The 14,537-nt window shown below is 60.4% G+C and carries 15 protein-coding genes and 1 other annotated feature; of the genes, 9 read left to right on the top strand and 6 right to left on the bottom strand.

The features are described from left to right. Window positions 1-86 precede the first annotated feature (86 nt). Window positions 87-338, top strand: a complete 252-nt coding sequence (locus tag DR88_RS16060) for a YciN family protein (protein ID WP_002901761.1) — start codon at window positions 87-89, stop codon at window positions 336-338. A gap of 47 nt (window positions 339-385) precedes the next feature. Here the strand turns inward: DR88_RS16060 and sohB are convergent, their stop codons facing one another. Both sohB and DR88_RS0125570 read right to left on the bottom strand, forming a co-directional pair. Then, window positions 386-1,432 (bottom strand): protease SohB, encoded by a 1,047-nt coding sequence (sohB, locus tag DR88_RS16065; protein WP_002901758.1) that lies wholly within the window; start codon window positions 1,430-1,432, stop codon window positions 386-388. Between the two features lie 44 nt (window positions 1,433-1,476). Next, entirely contained in the window at window positions 1,477-1,692 is a 216-nt protein-coding gene (locus tag DR88_RS0125570; RefSeq protein ID WP_004148112.1) for a hypothetical protein, read from the bottom strand. On the opposite strand from DR88_RS0125570, the gene DR88_RS16070 reads away from it, so the two are divergent. Continuing rightward, window positions 1,687-2,448: a YciK family oxidoreductase gene (locus DR88_RS16070; protein WP_032443856.1), complete on the top strand. Its 762-nt coding sequence runs from the start codon at window positions 1,687-1,689 to the stop codon at window positions 2,446-2,448. The two genes, DR88_RS0125570 and DR88_RS16070, sit on opposite strands and share 6 nt — an antisense overlap. Then, the gene (cobO, locus tag DR88_RS16075) at window positions 2,445-3,035 is read left to right on the top strand and encodes a cob(I)yrinic acid a,c-diamide adenosyltransferase (RefSeq protein ID WP_002901749.1); all 591 of its coding nucleotides are present in this window, start codon (window positions 2,445-2,447) and stop codon (window positions 3,033-3,035) included. Before DR88_RS16070 ends, cobO begins: the two co-directional genes overlap by 4 nt. Window positions 3,036-3,094: 59 nt before the next feature. On the opposite strand, the gene rluB is transcribed toward cobO, so the two are convergent. Then, the gene (gene rluB, locus DR88_RS16080; protein ID WP_002901746.1) at window positions 3,095-3,997 is read right to left on the bottom strand and encodes a 23S rRNA pseudouridine(2605) synthase RluB; all 903 of its coding nucleotides are present in this window, start codon (window positions 3,995-3,997) and stop codon (window positions 3,095-3,097) included. A 281-nt stretch (window positions 3,998-4,278) separates the two neighbouring features. After that, window positions 4,279-5,175 carry a transcriptional regulator GcvA gene (gcvA, locus tag DR88_RS16085; protein ID WP_032443855.1) on the bottom strand — a complete coding sequence of 299 codons (897 nt, stop codon included), beginning with the start codon at window positions 5,173-5,175 and terminating at the stop codon, window positions 4,279-4,281. Window positions 5,176-5,286: 111 nt separating this feature from the next. On the opposite strand from gcvA, the gene DR88_RS16090 reads away from it, so the two are divergent. Further along, window positions 5,287-6,195 (top strand): DMT family transporter, encoded by a 909-nt coding sequence (locus DR88_RS16090; RefSeq protein ID WP_032443854.1) that lies wholly within the window; start codon window positions 5,287-5,289, stop codon window positions 6,193-6,195. A 21-nt stretch (window positions 6,196-6,216) separates the two neighbouring features. Here DR88_RS16090 and DR88_RS16095 read toward each other — a convergent pair whose 3' ends face one another. Together DR88_RS16095 and rnm are read right to left on the bottom strand one after the other, a co-directional pair. Beyond that, window positions 6,217-6,837: an L-threonylcarbamoyladenylate synthase gene (locus tag DR88_RS16095; protein WP_002901738.1), complete on the bottom strand. Its 621-nt coding sequence runs from the start codon at window positions 6,835-6,837 to the stop codon at window positions 6,217-6,219. 16 nt (window positions 6,838-6,853) lie between these two features. Next, window positions 6,854-7,717 (bottom strand): RNase RNM, encoded by an 864-nt coding sequence (gene rnm, locus DR88_RS16100; protein ID WP_025860962.1) that lies wholly within the window; start codon window positions 7,715-7,717, stop codon window positions 6,854-6,856. 159 nt (window positions 7,718-7,876) lie between these two features. Further along, window positions 7,877-7,972 (top strand) — a sequence feature (Trp leader region). Window positions 7,973-8,005: 33 nt separating this feature from the next. On the opposite strand from rnm, the gene DR88_RS16105 reads away from it, so the two are divergent. From DR88_RS16105 to trpA, 5 genes are read left to right on the top strand one after another with little or no spacing between them, the layout of a single operon-like run. Then, a complete protein-coding gene (locus DR88_RS16105; protein WP_004148110.1) occupies window positions 8,006-9,568 on the top strand; it encodes an anthranilate synthase component 1 in 1,563 nt (520 codons plus the stop codon). Then, window positions 9,568-11,163 carry a bifunctional anthranilate synthase glutamate amidotransferase component TrpG/anthranilate phosphoribosyltransferase TrpD gene (gene trpD, locus DR88_RS16110; protein WP_004148109.1) on the top strand — a complete coding sequence of 532 codons (1,596 nt, stop codon included), beginning with the start codon at window positions 9,568-9,570 and terminating at the stop codon, window positions 11,161-11,163. The genes DR88_RS16105 and trpD overlap by 1 nt, the downstream gene beginning before the upstream one ends. A gap of 3 nt (window positions 11,164-11,166) precedes the next feature. Then, on the top strand, window positions 11,167-12,525 hold the full coding sequence (gene trpCF, locus DR88_RS16115; RefSeq protein WP_004148108.1) for a bifunctional indole-3-glycerol-phosphate synthase TrpC/phosphoribosylanthranilate isomerase TrpF: 1,359 nt from the start codon (window positions 11,167-11,169) through the stop codon (window positions 12,523-12,525). A gap of 9 nt (window positions 12,526-12,534) precedes the next feature. Then, window positions 12,535-13,728: a tryptophan synthase subunit beta gene (trpB, locus tag DR88_RS16120; protein WP_004148107.1), complete on the top strand. Its 1,194-nt coding sequence runs from the start codon at window positions 12,535-12,537 to the stop codon at window positions 13,726-13,728. Continuing rightward, the gene (gene trpA, locus DR88_RS16125; RefSeq protein WP_002901728.1) at window positions 13,728-14,537 is read left to right on the top strand and encodes a tryptophan synthase subunit alpha; all 810 of its coding nucleotides are present in this window, start codon (window positions 13,728-13,730) and stop codon (window positions 14,535-14,537) included. The genes trpB and trpA overlap by 1 nt, the downstream gene beginning before the upstream one ends.

The raw sequence follows: 14,537 nt of genomic DNA, 5'->3' as shown, positions 1-14,537 counted from the left end.
ACCATTACCCCTGATTTATGCATGGAAAATTTGCCCCACGCCGCCGCGCGGCGTAAACTACGCGCGGAGAAAAAGAGGAGTCCGTTATGCAAGGTACAACCCAACCAATCGATCGCCAGACGCTGCTCGAAAAAGCCAACAAACTTATTCGCGAACATGAGGATACGTTAGCCGGTATCGAAGCCACCGACGTCGTTCAGCGCAACAATGTCCTGGTGTTTAGCGGTGAGTTTTACCTTGATGAGCAGGGACTACCGACGCCGAAGAGTACAGCGGTATTTAACATGTTTAAGTATCTTGCTCACGAGCTGTCGGACAAGTACCACCTGGTCGATTAAGACCAGTGAAAACAATAACGCGAGGCCCAGGCCTCGCGTTATGTTATTTACATCAGCGGTTTCTGACCGCGCTGCCACCAGCGCAGCAGAAGCCGATCGGCGCTCTCCGCCGCGCTACCGGTAAAGCGGTCGAGCATCTTCTTACGCTGTTGATAACGCACCCCGATCACCTCGTGGCTCTCCATCAGCCCCAGCAGCAGCTCATCGCTGGTTTCAACCGCATCCACCAGACCTTTTTCCAGCGCCTGCACCCCGTACCAGTGTTCGCCGGTGGCCACCTGCTCAATATCAAGTCCCGGACGCATCCGGTGGACGAAATCCTTGAACAAATGATGTGTTTCATTGAGATCCTCGCGGAACTTGCGCCGCCCTTCCTCGGTATTTTCGCCCAGCATGGTGAGCGTTCGTTTGTACTGCCCGGCGGTGTGCAGTTCGATATCGATATCTTTATTCTTCAGGAAGCGGTGCAGGTTCGGGATCTGCGCCACCACGCCAATAGAGCCGAGGATCGCAAACGGCGCCGAGACAATTTTGTTCGCCACGCAGGCCATCATATAGCCGCCGCTGGCCGCCACTTTGTCGACCGCCACCGTCAGCGGGATCTGCTTGTCGCGCAAGCGCTGCAGCTGAGAGGCGGCCAGACCGTAGCCGTGCACCACCCCGCCGGGGCTTTCCAGGCGAATCACCACCTGATCGCGCGCTTTCGCCGCCGCCAGTACCGCGGTGATCTCTTCCCGCAGGCTATTGACCTCATGGGCATCCATACTGCCTTTGAAATCCAGCACCCAGGCGCGCGGCTTGCCTTCCGGCTCGGCATTACCCAGCTTCGCCCGCGCTTTGGCCGCCTTCGCCTCTTGTTTTTGCTTTTTCTTCTGCGCCTTATGCCACTGCTTCTGCTGCGGGCCGTCCAGCAGCGCCACCGCCAGCGATTCCTTCATCTCTTTATAATGCTCGCTAAGATTGGTCACCCGCAGCTCGCCGCGCTGCTTCTTGCGCTGAGCGAGGTTGACGATAATAGCGGCAATCACCGCGATGGCGACGACAACCGTCGCGATCTTGGCTAAAAATAAGCCGTACTGAGCAAGTAATTCCACGTTTTCACCTTGTGTAAAGCACTGACGTTGCTGCACAGTGTACCTCAGCCGCTGGCGAGAAGTCTTTGTGCTTTGTGTTCTCTGCGCAGCGGATTCCGTTTTTTTTCGCGCGGCTGAAATCGTTGCAAGATATTAATTTTGTGAATACTTTCCGCTTCGCCGATTGCAATGGCGGGCGCTTTCAGGCATAACAGCGCAAAAGTGAGATACCAAAGATGAAGCGCGATCGGGAACCGATCGCCCAAGGAGTTGCCGTGCATTATCAACCACAACGTCACTTGCTGAAAGATCGCATCATCCTGGTCACCGGGGCCAGCGACGGGATTGGTCGTGAAGCGGCCCTGACCTACGCGCGCTATAGCGCCAGCGTTATCCTGCTGGGTCGCAACGACGACAAACTGCGCACCGTCGCCCAGGAGATTGAGCGTGAGGGTGGTATTCCCCCTCGCTGGTTTACCCTCGACCTGCTCACCTGTACGCCCCAGGCGTGCCAGCAGCTGGCGCAGCAGATCAGCATGCACTATCCCCGCCTTGACGGCGTGCTGCATAACGCTGGCCTGCTCGGCGACATCTGCCCAATGGAAGAGCAGAAGCCGGAGGTCTGGCAGCAGGTGATGCAGGTGAACGTTAATGGCACCTTTATGCTGACCCAGGCGCTTCTTCCTTTATTACTCCGTTCGGAATCGGGCTCGCTGGTCTTCACCTCATCCAGCGTCGGTCGTCAGGGCCGCGCCAACTGGGGCGCCTATGCCGTTTCCAAATTCGCCACCGAAGGGATGATGCAGGTGCTGACCGACGAGTATCAAAGCCGCCACCTGCGGGTAAACTGTATCAACCCCGGCGGCACTCGCACCGGAATGCGCGCCAGCGCGTTCCCGACGGAAGATCCGCTGAAACTGAAAACCCCCGCTGACATTATGCCCGTCTATCTGTGGCTGATGGGTGACGACAGTCGTCGCAAGACGGGAATGACCTTCGACGCCCAACCGGGACGTAAACCAGGAATTGCCCAATGAGTGATGAACGCTACCGCGAACGCCAGCAGCGGCTGAAAGATAAAGTTGACGCCCGGGTGGCGGCGGCCCAGGACGAGCGCGGCATTGTGATGGTCTTTACCGGCAACGGCAAAGGCAAAACCACCGCCGCCTTTGGCACCGCGACCCGCGCCGTCGGCCATGGCAAAAAAGTCGGCGTGATCCAGTTTATCAAGGGGACCTGGCCTAACGGCGAGCGTAATCTGCTGGAGCCTCACGGCGTCGAATTTCAGGTGATGGCCACAGGTTTCACCTGGAACACCCAGGATCGCGACAGCGACACCGCCGCCTGCCTGGCGGTCTGGGAGCATGCCCGCCGTATGCTCGCTGACGACCAGCTCGATCTGGTGCTGCTGGACGAGCTGACCTACATGGTGGCGTATGATTACCTGCCGCTGGAGTCGGTGCTGAGCGCCCTGCGTGAGCGCCCTGCCCATCAGTCGGTGATCATCACCGGCCGCGGCTGTCATCGCGATATTATTGAACTGGCCGATACCGTCAGCGAACTGCGTCCGGTCAAGCATGCATTTGATGCCGGGATTAAAGCGCAGATGGGGATTGACTACTAAGGGCCTGATAGCACGGAGGAAGTACGCGTTCCGGCGGCAAGTCACCGGAACGCATAACATTAACCGTTAGTCTTATTGCGAGTACTGGAACGACGGTTGCTGTTGTTACCCTGGCGCGGATTAGCGCTGGTCTGGCTGTGACGCTTCACCGCCCGACGGATCTGATTGGCTTTCAACCGCCGACGGTCTTTCTCGACGGCAACCTTAGAGCTGGTTTCCGGCGTGAGCTCCACCAGCTCGCGCAGGTAGTTGGTCTGCGCCAGGTCCAGCTCGGTATAGCCGCCGCGCGGCAGGCCTTTCGGCAGCAGAATATCGCCGTAGCGCACGCGGATCAGACGGCTGACCTGCACGCCGACCGCTTCCCACAGGCGACGCACTTCGCGGTTACGCCCTTCGGTCAGGGTAACGTTATACCACTGGTTAATCCCTTCGCCGCCGGTGAATTTGATGGTTTTAAACGCTGCCGGACCATCTTCTAACTGTACGCCGCGCGACAGCTGGCGCAGCTTATCATCATCCACCTGGCCGAAAACGCGAACGGCGTACTCACGCTCGACTTCACGGCTCGGGTGCATCAGGCGGTTGGCCAGTTCGCCATCGGTGGTGAACAGCAGCAGGCCGCAGGTATTCACGTCCAGACGACCAACGGCAATCCAGCGCGCGCCGCGCAGTTTAGGCAGACGATCAAACACCGTCGGGCGTCCTTCCGGATCGTTACGGGTGCACAGCTCGCCTTCCGGCTTATAGTAAGCCAGCACGCGGCAGATCTGCTCGGCAGACTCTTTCACCGAGATCAGATGACCATCGATACGAATTTTTAAACCAGGGACAATTTCCACACGATCGCCGAGGGTGGCGATTTTGCCGTCGACGCTGACGCGGCCAGCTTCGATTTTCGCTTCAATTTCACGGCGGGAGCCGTGGCCGGCGCGGGCCAGCACTTTTTGCAGTTTCTCGCTCATTGAGCTTCCTTAAGGTGTCGCCTTCCCAGGCGTCTGGTATGCTTTATGAAACAATGAGGCCAAAAGCACAACTCATTGTTACGTATATACTTTTAACGTAAAGTCTCGTCGGCGCGTTCAGGATATCCACCGCGAGGCCGTATTCGTGGCCGAACATACTACACTAACTTCGTCGGGAAAGCTTCTGTTCGCCGCGCCCCGTCTTTAGTATGGAACAGATTTTCCTCATTCTCCTGTGCCCATTCACGCATACGGATCTTTATCGGACAGCGCCCCCCTCACTACGCGCGCTCCTCAGCAACGGCCGGGCGCTGGCCAAGCAGCCAGTCGCGAAAACAGCGGTTGGCAGGCGCCAGCAGCGCGGTCTCGTGGTAAACCAGATGATAGGCCAGCGGACAGGCGATGGGCTGCGCCAGAGGATTAACCAGCCGCCCCTGCGTCAGCGCAGGCGCTATGAATGAGCGTCGCAGCAACGCCATCCCCATACCGGCGAACGCCGCCTCCGTCACGCCGTTGGAATCAGTGAACACCGGCCCACGCCGCGCGAAGTGCGGCGCCAGCCCCACGGCCTCACACCACAGCGCCCAGTCTTCACGATGTTCATCGTGCAGCAGCGGATACTGCAGTAGATCGCTCGCATCGGTGAGCGTCCGGCGCGGAGCAATCAGTTGCGGGCTACAGACCGGCATCAGATCGTCATCCAGCAGGCGGTAAGCCTGCAGTTCCGGCCAGCCGCCGACACCATGACGCACGGCAAAATCGATCCCTTCACTCAGCAAATCTACTCGCCGGTTGGTGGTGCCGATCTGGATCTCTATCTGCGGATAGCGTCGTTCAAATTCAGCCAGCCGCGGCAGCAGCCACTGAATGGCGAAGCCGCTGGTACAGCTGATAGCTACCTTTTCTGGTCCCGGGGGCACCTGCAGACGCTGGGTGGCGGCGGCTATCTGATGAAACGCCGGCTGAACGGCCCGCAGGTAGATCTCTCCCACCGCCGTTAACTGTAACCGTCGCGGAGTACGGATAAATAGCGGGACATTCAGCGTCTCCTCAAGGCGGGCAATCTGCTGGCTGACGGCGCTGGGCGTGACGCAAAGCTCACTGGCGGCCAGCTTCAGGCTAAGCAGCCGCGCCGCCGCCTCAAAGCAGCGCAACGCATTCAGCGGCGGGAGTTTCATGGGTATGGAACCTTAGTTAAGAAAAACTTAATCATGTAAGCATAACGCGTTTGTCGCACGCTGCACGTGGGTTCTACAGTTGACTTCCTTCGTGACTACAAGGAGTCAATCATGCATGTTGTCGACTATGGCCGCCTGCTGCTGCTCGCCGCCCTCTGGGGTGCCAGCTTTTTGTTTATGCGCATCACCACCCCGGCCTTCGGGGCGTTGAACAGCGCTTTTCTTCGCGTACTGTTCGCCGCTATCGCGCTCGGTCTGTTACTCGGCGTGCAGGGTAAATGGAGCGGGTATCAGGGAAAATTCACATCCACTCTGCAGCTGGGGGTCATTAATTCAGGCCTTCCTTTTCTCATGTACTGCCTTGCCGCGCAATGGCTGCCGGCAGGGTACTCCGCCACGCTTAACGCCACGGCGCCGATGATGGGGGTGCTGATCGGCGCGTTATGCTTTGCAGAACCGTTAACCCTGCGCAAAGGCGGCGGCGCGATACTAGGCGCCATTGGCGTGGCGGTGATCGCGCGCCCGACATCTGGCCTTAGCGCCGCCCTGCTGCTGCCGGGGATTGGCGCCTGCCTGACCGCGACCGCCTGTTACGGTCTGGCCGGCTTTCTGACCCGCCGCTGGATCCAGCAGCGAGGCGGCCTCGAGGCTGAACGCGTCGCGCTGGGTAGCCAGGTCGGCGCCACGCTGTTTCTGTTTCCTTTCTTTCTCTGGTCCTGCTGGCATGGGCCAGCCGTAGACTGGCGGCAGAGTCTGCCGTGGATAGCGATAGTCATGCTGGGCGTGGTCTGCACGGCGGCAGGGTATATTCTCTACTTCCGCTTGATTGCAGATATAGGGCCGCTGCGTTCGCTGTCGGTGACCTTTTTGATCCCACCTTTTGCGGCGCTGTGGGGCTATCTCTGCCTCGGAGAGACAGTGGAGGAAGGATTGATTCTCGGCGCGCTGCTGGTTTGTGTAGCGCTATGGATGATTATCGTGCCGTCGGGGCGAAAACGCGGGGTACCGGACGGCGCATGATGCACCGCCCGGCAGATAGCCTTAGAGAAACGGCCTCACGTCGCCGACGCCTTCGCGCAGCACCACCGGGGTGTCTTCAGTGAGATCGATAACCGTGGTCGGCTGCTGCCCAAGGAAACCGCCGTGAATGATGAGGTCCACCACTTTCTCCAGACGATCTTTGATCTCTTCCGGGTCGGATTCGGTAAAGTCGCTGCCGGGCAGCATCAGCGACGTGGAGAGCATCGGCTCGCCTAAGGTCTCGAGCAACGCCTGAGCGATGGGGTTAGACGGGACGCGCATGCCGATGGTTTTACGCTTCTCCTGCAGCAGCCGACGCGGCACCTCTTTGGTCCCCTTAAGGATAAAGGTATAGTTGCCCGGCGTGTTGTTTTTCATCAGGCGAAATGCCACATTATCCACAAAAGCGTAGGTTGACAGCTCGGACAGATCGCGGCACATCAGGGTAAAGTTGTGGCCGTCCGGCAGCTGACGGATGCGGCAGATCCGCTCCATCGCCCCCTTGTCTTCAATTTTGCAGCCCAGCGCGTAGCCGGAGTCGGTAGGATAAACGATCACCCCGCCCTTACGCACAATCTCCACCGCCTGGTTAATCAACCGCGCCTGCGGGTTATCCGGATGGATATAAAAAAACTGGCTCATACTTCCCTCTCGATTTTTATTCGGCGGCCGCTTCCCAACTGTGCCAGACGCCTTCCACGCCGGCAGGAAGCCAGAGCTTACGGCCAAGTTCGATCCACGCGCAGGGCTGATGAAAATCGGATCCCTGCGACGCCAGAAGACCAAACTGCACGGCCAGGGTGGCCAGCTGGGCGCGTTCATGGGGCGCCTGCTGACACTGGGCCACTTCCATGGCATCACCGCCCTGCTCGCTAAAGTGGGCCAACAGCTGCTTCAACCACTTGGCGGAGAGATCGTAGCGCCCGGGATGGGCAATCACCGCCTTGCCGCCAGAATGATGAATCACATCAATCGCTTGTTTTATTGTACACCACTGCGGCGGCACGTAACCGGTTTTCCCGCGGGCAAGGTATTTTTTGAAGACTTCCGCCATGTTTTTCGCATGGCCGGCCTCCACCAGAAAACGGGCAAAATGGCCGCGGGTGACGGCGCCACCGTCCGCCAGTCGCAGCGCCCATTCCCAGGCGCCGGGGATCCGCGCCTTCTCCAGGCGCTCGGCAATCATCTGACCGCGCTGCTGGCGCCGCGCTTTCTGCTCCTCCAGCAGGGCGGTCATCGTTGGGTGCGCAATATCAATATTCAGACCCACAATATGAATCTCGTGATTCTCCCAAAGGGTGGAAATCTCGACGCCGTTCACCAGGGTCAAGGGTAATCCGGCGCGGGCGATCTCCTCCCGGGCCGCCGGGATCGCCGCCACGCTGTCATGGTCGGTGATCGCCAGGGTGCCGACGCGCATCTCATGGGCGCGATGGACCAGTTCCTGCGGAGTCAGCCGCCCGTCAGAGGCGGTGGTATGGCTGTGCAGATCGTAAATCACTGCGTATTGGCTGTCGCTCAAAAGGACTCCTGCTGGACATCAACGTAAATAAGCGCATTATCATACCGACAGGCAGAGAAAATCTGCAAACAAGGGTTGACTTTATTCCATCGAACTAGTTAACTAGTACGCAAGTTCACATGAAGGGGTATCACGATGAAAATGCACTTTATCACTCTGCACAGCTGGTGGCGCACCTCCTGACGACGGGCGGCGTGATCGCGTTTTGCATTCAGCATACAGATACCCGGCCCGCCAATGAGCGGGCTTTTTATTGGACAAAAATAATACGAACAGGCGAGAACAATAATGCAAACATCCAAACCGGCACTCGAGCTTCTCACCAGCGACGCCATCTACCGGGAGAACCCGACGGCGTTATTCCACCAACTGTGCGGCGCCCGTCCGGCGACGCTGCTGCTGGAATCCGCTGACATCGACAGCAAAGATGACTTAAAAAGCCTGCTGCTGGTCGATAGCGCGCTGCGCATTACGGCCCTTGGTGACACTGTCACTATTCAGGCCCTCTCCGCCAACGGCGCGGCGCTGCTGGAACTACTGGACGGCGCGCTGCCCTCCGGGATCAACAATCAGCGCCAGCCCAACGGCCGCATCCTGACCTTCCCGGCCGTCAGCGCCCTGCTCGATGAAGACGCCCGTCTCTGCTCACTGTCGGTGTTTGACGCCTTCCGTCTCCTGCAGGAGCTGGTGAGCGTTCCGGACAACGAGCGCGAAGCGATGTTCTTCGGCGGCCTGTTCGCCTATGACCTGGTGGCCGGTTTTGAAGATCTTCCCCAGTTGCAAAGCGACACCGCCTGCCCGGACTACTGCTTCTATCTGGCGGAAACCCTGCTGGTCATCGACCATCAGACCAAGCATACCCGCATTCAGGCCAGCCTGTTCACCCCGCTGGAGAGTGAAAAACAGCGCCTGGAACAGCGCCTGAGCCAGCTGCGTCAGCAGCTGAACGAGCCGCCGGCGCCGCTACCGGTTAACACCGTGGCCGAAATGCGCTGCGACGTTGACCAGAGCGATGAAGAGTACGGCGCGGTGGTGCGCAAAATGCAGCGCGCGATCCGCGCCGGGGAAATCTTCCAGGTGGTTCCTTCCCGCCGCTTCTCGCTGCCCTGCCCATCGCCGCTGGCCGCTTATGATGTGCTGAAGAAGAGCAACCCCAGCCCGTACATGTTCTTTATGCAGGACAATGATTTCACCCTGTTCGGCGCCTCGCCGGAAAGCTCGCTGAAGTATGATGCCGTCAGCCGTCAGATTGAGATCTACCCCATTGCCGGCACCCGGCCACGCGGCCGCCGCGCCGACGGCTCGCTGGATCGCGACCTCGACAGCCGCATCGAGCTGGAAATGCGCACCGATCATAAAGAGCTTTCCGAACACCTGATGCTGGTGGACCTGGCGCGTAATGACCTGGCGCGCATCTGCACCCCGGGCAGCCGCTATGTCGCTGATTTAACCAAGGTTGACCGCTACTCCTTCGTGATGCATCTGGTCTCCCGTGTAGTAGGCGAATTGCGTCAGGATCTCGACGTCCTCCACGCCTATCGCGCCTGCATGAATATGGGCACCCTCAGCGGCGCGCCGAAGGTCCGCGCCATGCAGCTGATTGCCGCCGCCGAAGGTAAACGCCGCGGCAGCTACGGCGGCGCGGTGGGCTATTTCACCGCCCACGGCGACCTCGACACCTGCATCGTCATCCGTTCCGCCTACGTGCAGGAAGGTATCGCTACCGTCCAGGCCGGAGCCGGCATTGTGCTCGACTCGGTTCCCCAGTCGGAAGCGGATGAGACCCGAAATAAAGCCCGCGCGGTGCTGCGCGCCATTGCCCAGGCCCATCACGCGAAGGAGATTTTCTGATGGCTGACATTCTGCTGCTCGATAATATCGATTCCTTTACCTATAACCTGGCAGACCAGCTGCGCGCCAACGGCCATAACGTAGTGATTTATCGCAACTCCGTTCCGGCGCAGGCGCTGATTGAGCGTCTGGGCACCATGGACAACCCGGTGCTGATGCTCTCCCCGGGCCCGGGTACGCCAAGCGAAGCCGGCTGCATGCCGGAGCTACTGACCCGTATGCGCGGCAAGCTGCCGATCATCGGCATCTGCCTCGGCCACCAGGCCATTGTCGAAGCCTACGGCGGCTATGTCGGCCAGGCGGGCGAGATCCTCCATGGCAAAGCCTCCAGCATTGAGCACGACGGCCAGGCGATGTTTGCCGGTCTGGCTAACCCGCTGCCGGTGGCGCGCTACCACTCGCTGGTCGGCAGCAATATTCCCGCCGGGCTGACGATTAACGCCAATTTCAACGGTATGGTGATGGCGGTGCGTCACGATGCGGACCGGGTGTGCGGCTTCCAGTTCCATCCGGAATCGATCCTCACTACCCAGGGCGCACGGCTGCTGGAGCAGACCTTGGCCTGGGCGCTGCAGAAGCTGGAGCATACCAACACCCTCCAGCCGATCCTCGAGAAGCTGTACCAGGCGGAAACCCTGAGCCAGCAGGAGAGCCACCAGCTGTTCTCCGCCGTCGTGCGCGGCGAAGTGAAGCCTGAGCAACTGGCCGCCGCGCTGGTCAGCATGAAAGTGCGCGGCGAGCAGCCGCAGGAAATTGCCGGCGCCGCTACCGCGCTGCTGGAAAACGCCGCGCCGTTCCCGCGCCCGGACTACCTGTTTGCCGACATCGTTGGCACCGGTGGCGACGGCAGCAACAGCATCAATATCTCCACCGCCAGCGCCTTTGTCGCTGCGGCCTGCGGGTTAAAAGTGGCGAAACACGGCAACCGCAGCGTCTCCAGTAAATCAGGCTCTTCTGACCTGCTGGCGGCCTTCGGCATTAATCTCGATATGAACGCCGATAAATCCCGCGCCGCGCTTGATGAGCTGGGCGTCTGCTTCCTGTTCGCGCCGAAGTACCACACCGGTTTCCGCCACGCGATGCCGGTCCGTCAGCAGCTGAAGACCCGCACCCTGTTCAACGTGCTGGGGCCGCTGATCAACCCGGCGCATCCGCCGCTGGCGCTGATTGGCGTCTACAGCCCGGAACTGGTGCTGCCGATCGCCGAGACCCTGCGCGTGCTGGGTTATCAGCGCGCGGCGGTGGTGCACAGCGGTGGGATGGATGAAGTTTCACTGCATGCGCCTACGGTGGTGGCCGAACTGCATAACGGGGAAATTAAAAGCTATCAGCTGACCGCCGACGACTTCGGCCTGACGCCTTACCATCAGGCGCAGCTGGCGGGCGGCACCCCGGAAGAAAACCGTGACATTCTGACGCGCTTGCTACAAGGTAAAGGTGAAGCCGCTCACGAAGCCGCCGTCGCCGCCAACGTCGCCATGTTGATGCGTTTACACGGGCATGAAGATCTGAAAGCTAACGCTCAGCAGGTACTGGATGTGCTGCACAGCGGCGCGGCCTATGACAGAGTGACCGCCTTAGCGGCAAGAGGGTAAATAATGCAAACCGTTTTAGCAAAAATCGTTGCCGACAAAGCGATTTGGGTGGAAGCCCGCAAACAACAACAACCGTTAGCCAGTTTTCAAAATGAGATCGTTCCGACGCAGCGCAATTTCTATGACGCACTGGCCGGCACCCGCACCGCGTTTATTCTCGAGTGCAAGAAGGCCTCACCGTCGAAGGGGTTGATTCGCGAGGATTTCGATCCGGCAGCGATCGCCAGCATCTACAAGCACTACGCCTCGGCGATCTCGGTGCTGTGTGATGAGAAATATTTCCAGGGCAGCTTCGATTTCCTGCCGATCGTCAGCCAGGTCGCGCCGCAGCCGATCCTGTGTAAGGACTTCACCATCGACCCTTACCAGATCTACCTGGCGCGCTACTATCAGGCCGACGCCTGCCTGCTGATGCTCTCGGTGCTCGACGATGAACAGTATCGTCAGCTCTCGGCGGTGGCTCACAGCCTGAATATGGGCGTGCTGACCGAAGTCAGCAATGAAGAGGAACTGGAGCGCGCCATCGCCCTGAAGGCGAAGGTGGTGGGCATTAACAACCGCGACCTGCGCGATATGTCGATTGACCTTAACCGCACCCGTCAGCTGGCGGCGCGTCTCGGCCCGGATGTCACGGTGATCAGCGAATCCGGCATCCATACCTATGCCGAAGTGCGCGAGCTGAGCCACTTCGCCAACGGCTTCCTGATCGGCTCCGCCCTGATGGAGCAGGCGGATCTGGAAGCGGCGGTTAAACGCGTGCTGCTCGGCGAGAACAAAGTGTGCGGCCTGACGCGCCCGCAGGATGCCCAGGTGGCCTGGGAGTCCGGCGCCATTTACGGTGGGCTGATCTTCGTCCCGACCTCGCCGCGAGCGGTGAATGACGCCCAGGCCAAAGCGGTGATCGCCGCTGCGCCGCTGCAGTACGTCGGCGTCTTCCGCAATGCGCCGCTGGAGGAGGTGGCCGCCCGCGCGCAGGCTCTGGGGCTGGCCGCCGTGCAGCTGCACGGTGATGAAGACCAGGCCTATATCGACGCGCTGCGCGACGCCCTCGCGGACAACGTCCGCATCTGGAAAGCGCTGAGCGTCGGCGAAACCTTCCCGGCCCGTACGCTCCACCATGTCGACAAGTACCTGCTCGACAACGGCCAGGGCGGCAGCGGCCAGCGCTTTGACTGGAGCCTGCTGCAGGGCCAGGATCTGCGCAACGTCATGCTGGCGGGCGGCCTCGGCGCCGATAACTGTGTGGAAGCGGCCAAAAGCGGCTGTGCCGGACTCGATTTCAATTCAGGCGTAGAGTCGCAACCCGGGATTAAAGACGCCAGCAAGCTGGCCTCCGTATTCCAGATGCTGCGCGCATATTAAGGAGCAATAATGAGCACTTTACTGAACCCCTACTTCGGCGAATTCGGCGGCATGTATGTGCCGCAGATCCTGATGCCCGCCCTGCGCCAGCTGGAAGAAGCCTTTGTCAGCGCGCAGAAGGACCCGGCCTTTCAGGCGGAATTCACCGACCTGCTGAAAAACTACGCCGGTCGTCCGACGGCCCTGACCAAATGCCGGAATCTGACCGATGGCACCCGCACCACCCTGTACCTGAAACGCGAAGATCTGCTGCACGGCGGCGCGCACAAAACCAACCAGGTGCTGGGCCAGGCTCTGCTGGCCAAACGGATGGGCAAAACCGAAATTATCGCCGAGACCGGCGCCGGCCAGCACGGCGTCGCCTCAGCGCTGGCCAGCGCCCTGCTCGGCCTGAAATGCCGTATCTACATGGGGGCCAAGGACGTCGAGCGCCAGTCGCCGAACGTCTTCCGTATGCGCCTGATGGGCGCCGAGGTGATCCCGGTGCACAGCGGCTCCGCCACGCTGAAAGATGCCTGTAACGAGGCGCTGCGCGACTGGTCCGGCAGCTACGAAAAGGCGCACTATATGCTGGGCACCGCCGCCGGTCCGCACCCGTTCCCGACGATTGTGCGTGAATTCCAGCGCATGATTGGCGAAGAGACCAAAGCGCAGATCCTTGAAAAAGAGGGCCGCCTGCCGGACGCGGTGATCGCCTGCGTCGGCGGCGGATCAAACGCCATCGGCATGTTCGCTGATTTTATCGAGGAAACCAACGTCGGCCTGATCGGCGTGGAGCCCGCCGGACACGGTATCGAGAGCGGCGAGCACGGCGCGCCGCTGAAGCATGGCCGCGTTGGGATCTACTTCGGTATGAAGTCGCCGATGATGCAGACCGCCGACGGCCAGATCGAAGAGTCTTACTCCATTTCCGCCGGGCTGGACTTCCCGTCCGTTGGGCCGCAGCACGCGTTTCTGAACAGCACCGGTCGCGCTGACTATGTGTCGATCACCGACGACGAAGCGCTGGACGCGTTTAAAGCGCTTTCCCGCCACGAAGGGATTATCCCGGCGCTGGAGTCCTCTCACGCTCTGGCCCACGCGCTGAAGATGATGCGCGAGAACCCGGAAAAAGAGCAGCTGCTGGTGGTTAATCTCTCCGGCCGCGGCGACAAAGACATTTTCACCGTACATGACATCCTGAAAGCGCGAGGGGAAATCTGATGGAACGCTATGAGACGCTGTTTGCCCAACTGAAAAATCGCCAGGAAGGCGCCTTCGTCCCCTTTGTCACCCTTGGCGATCCGGGACCGGAGCAGTCGCTGAAAATTATCGATGCGCTGATCGAAGGCGGCGCTGATGCCCTTGAACTGGGGATCCCTTTCTCCGACCCGCTGGCGGACGGCCCGACCATCCAGGGCGCGGCCCTGCGCGCCTTCGCCGCGGGAGTGACCCCGGCGCAGTGCTTTGAGATGCTGGCGGCGATCCGCCAGAAGCATCCGACCATCCCAATCGGCCTGCTGATGTATGCCAACCTCGTCTTCAGCCCGGGCATCGATGCGTTCTATGCCCAGTGCGCCCGCGTCGGCGTCGACTCGGTGCTGGTGGCCGACGTGCCGGTGGAAGAGTCCGCCCCGTTCCGCCAGGCGGCGATGCGCCATAACATCGCACCGATTTTCATCTGCCCGCCCAATGCGGATGACGATTTACTGCGCCAGATTGCCTCTTATGGCCGCGGCTACACCTATCTGCTGTCGCGCGCCGGAGTGACGGGTGCGGAAAATCGCGCCGCGCTGCCGCTGCACCACCTGGTGGAGAAGCTGGCGGAATATCACGCCGCGCCGCCGCTGCAGGGCTTTGGTATCTCCGCGCCGGAGCAGGTGAGCGCCGCCATTGACGCCGGAGCCGCCGGGGCTATCTCCGGTTCCGCCATCGTCAAAATCATCGAACGCCACCTCGATGAGCCGCAGACCATGCTCGACGAGCTGAAAGCCTTCGTCCAGAGCCTGAAGGCAGCGACCAAAACCGCCTGA

This window comes from Klebsiella pneumoniae (genome assembly GCF_000742135.1).
Taxonomy (GTDB): domain Bacteria; phylum Pseudomonadota; class Gammaproteobacteria; order Enterobacterales; family Enterobacteriaceae; genus Klebsiella; species Klebsiella pneumoniae.
Note: the sequence above shows the minus strand (reverse complement) of the source record. Positions and strands in the feature narration are given on the sequence as shown.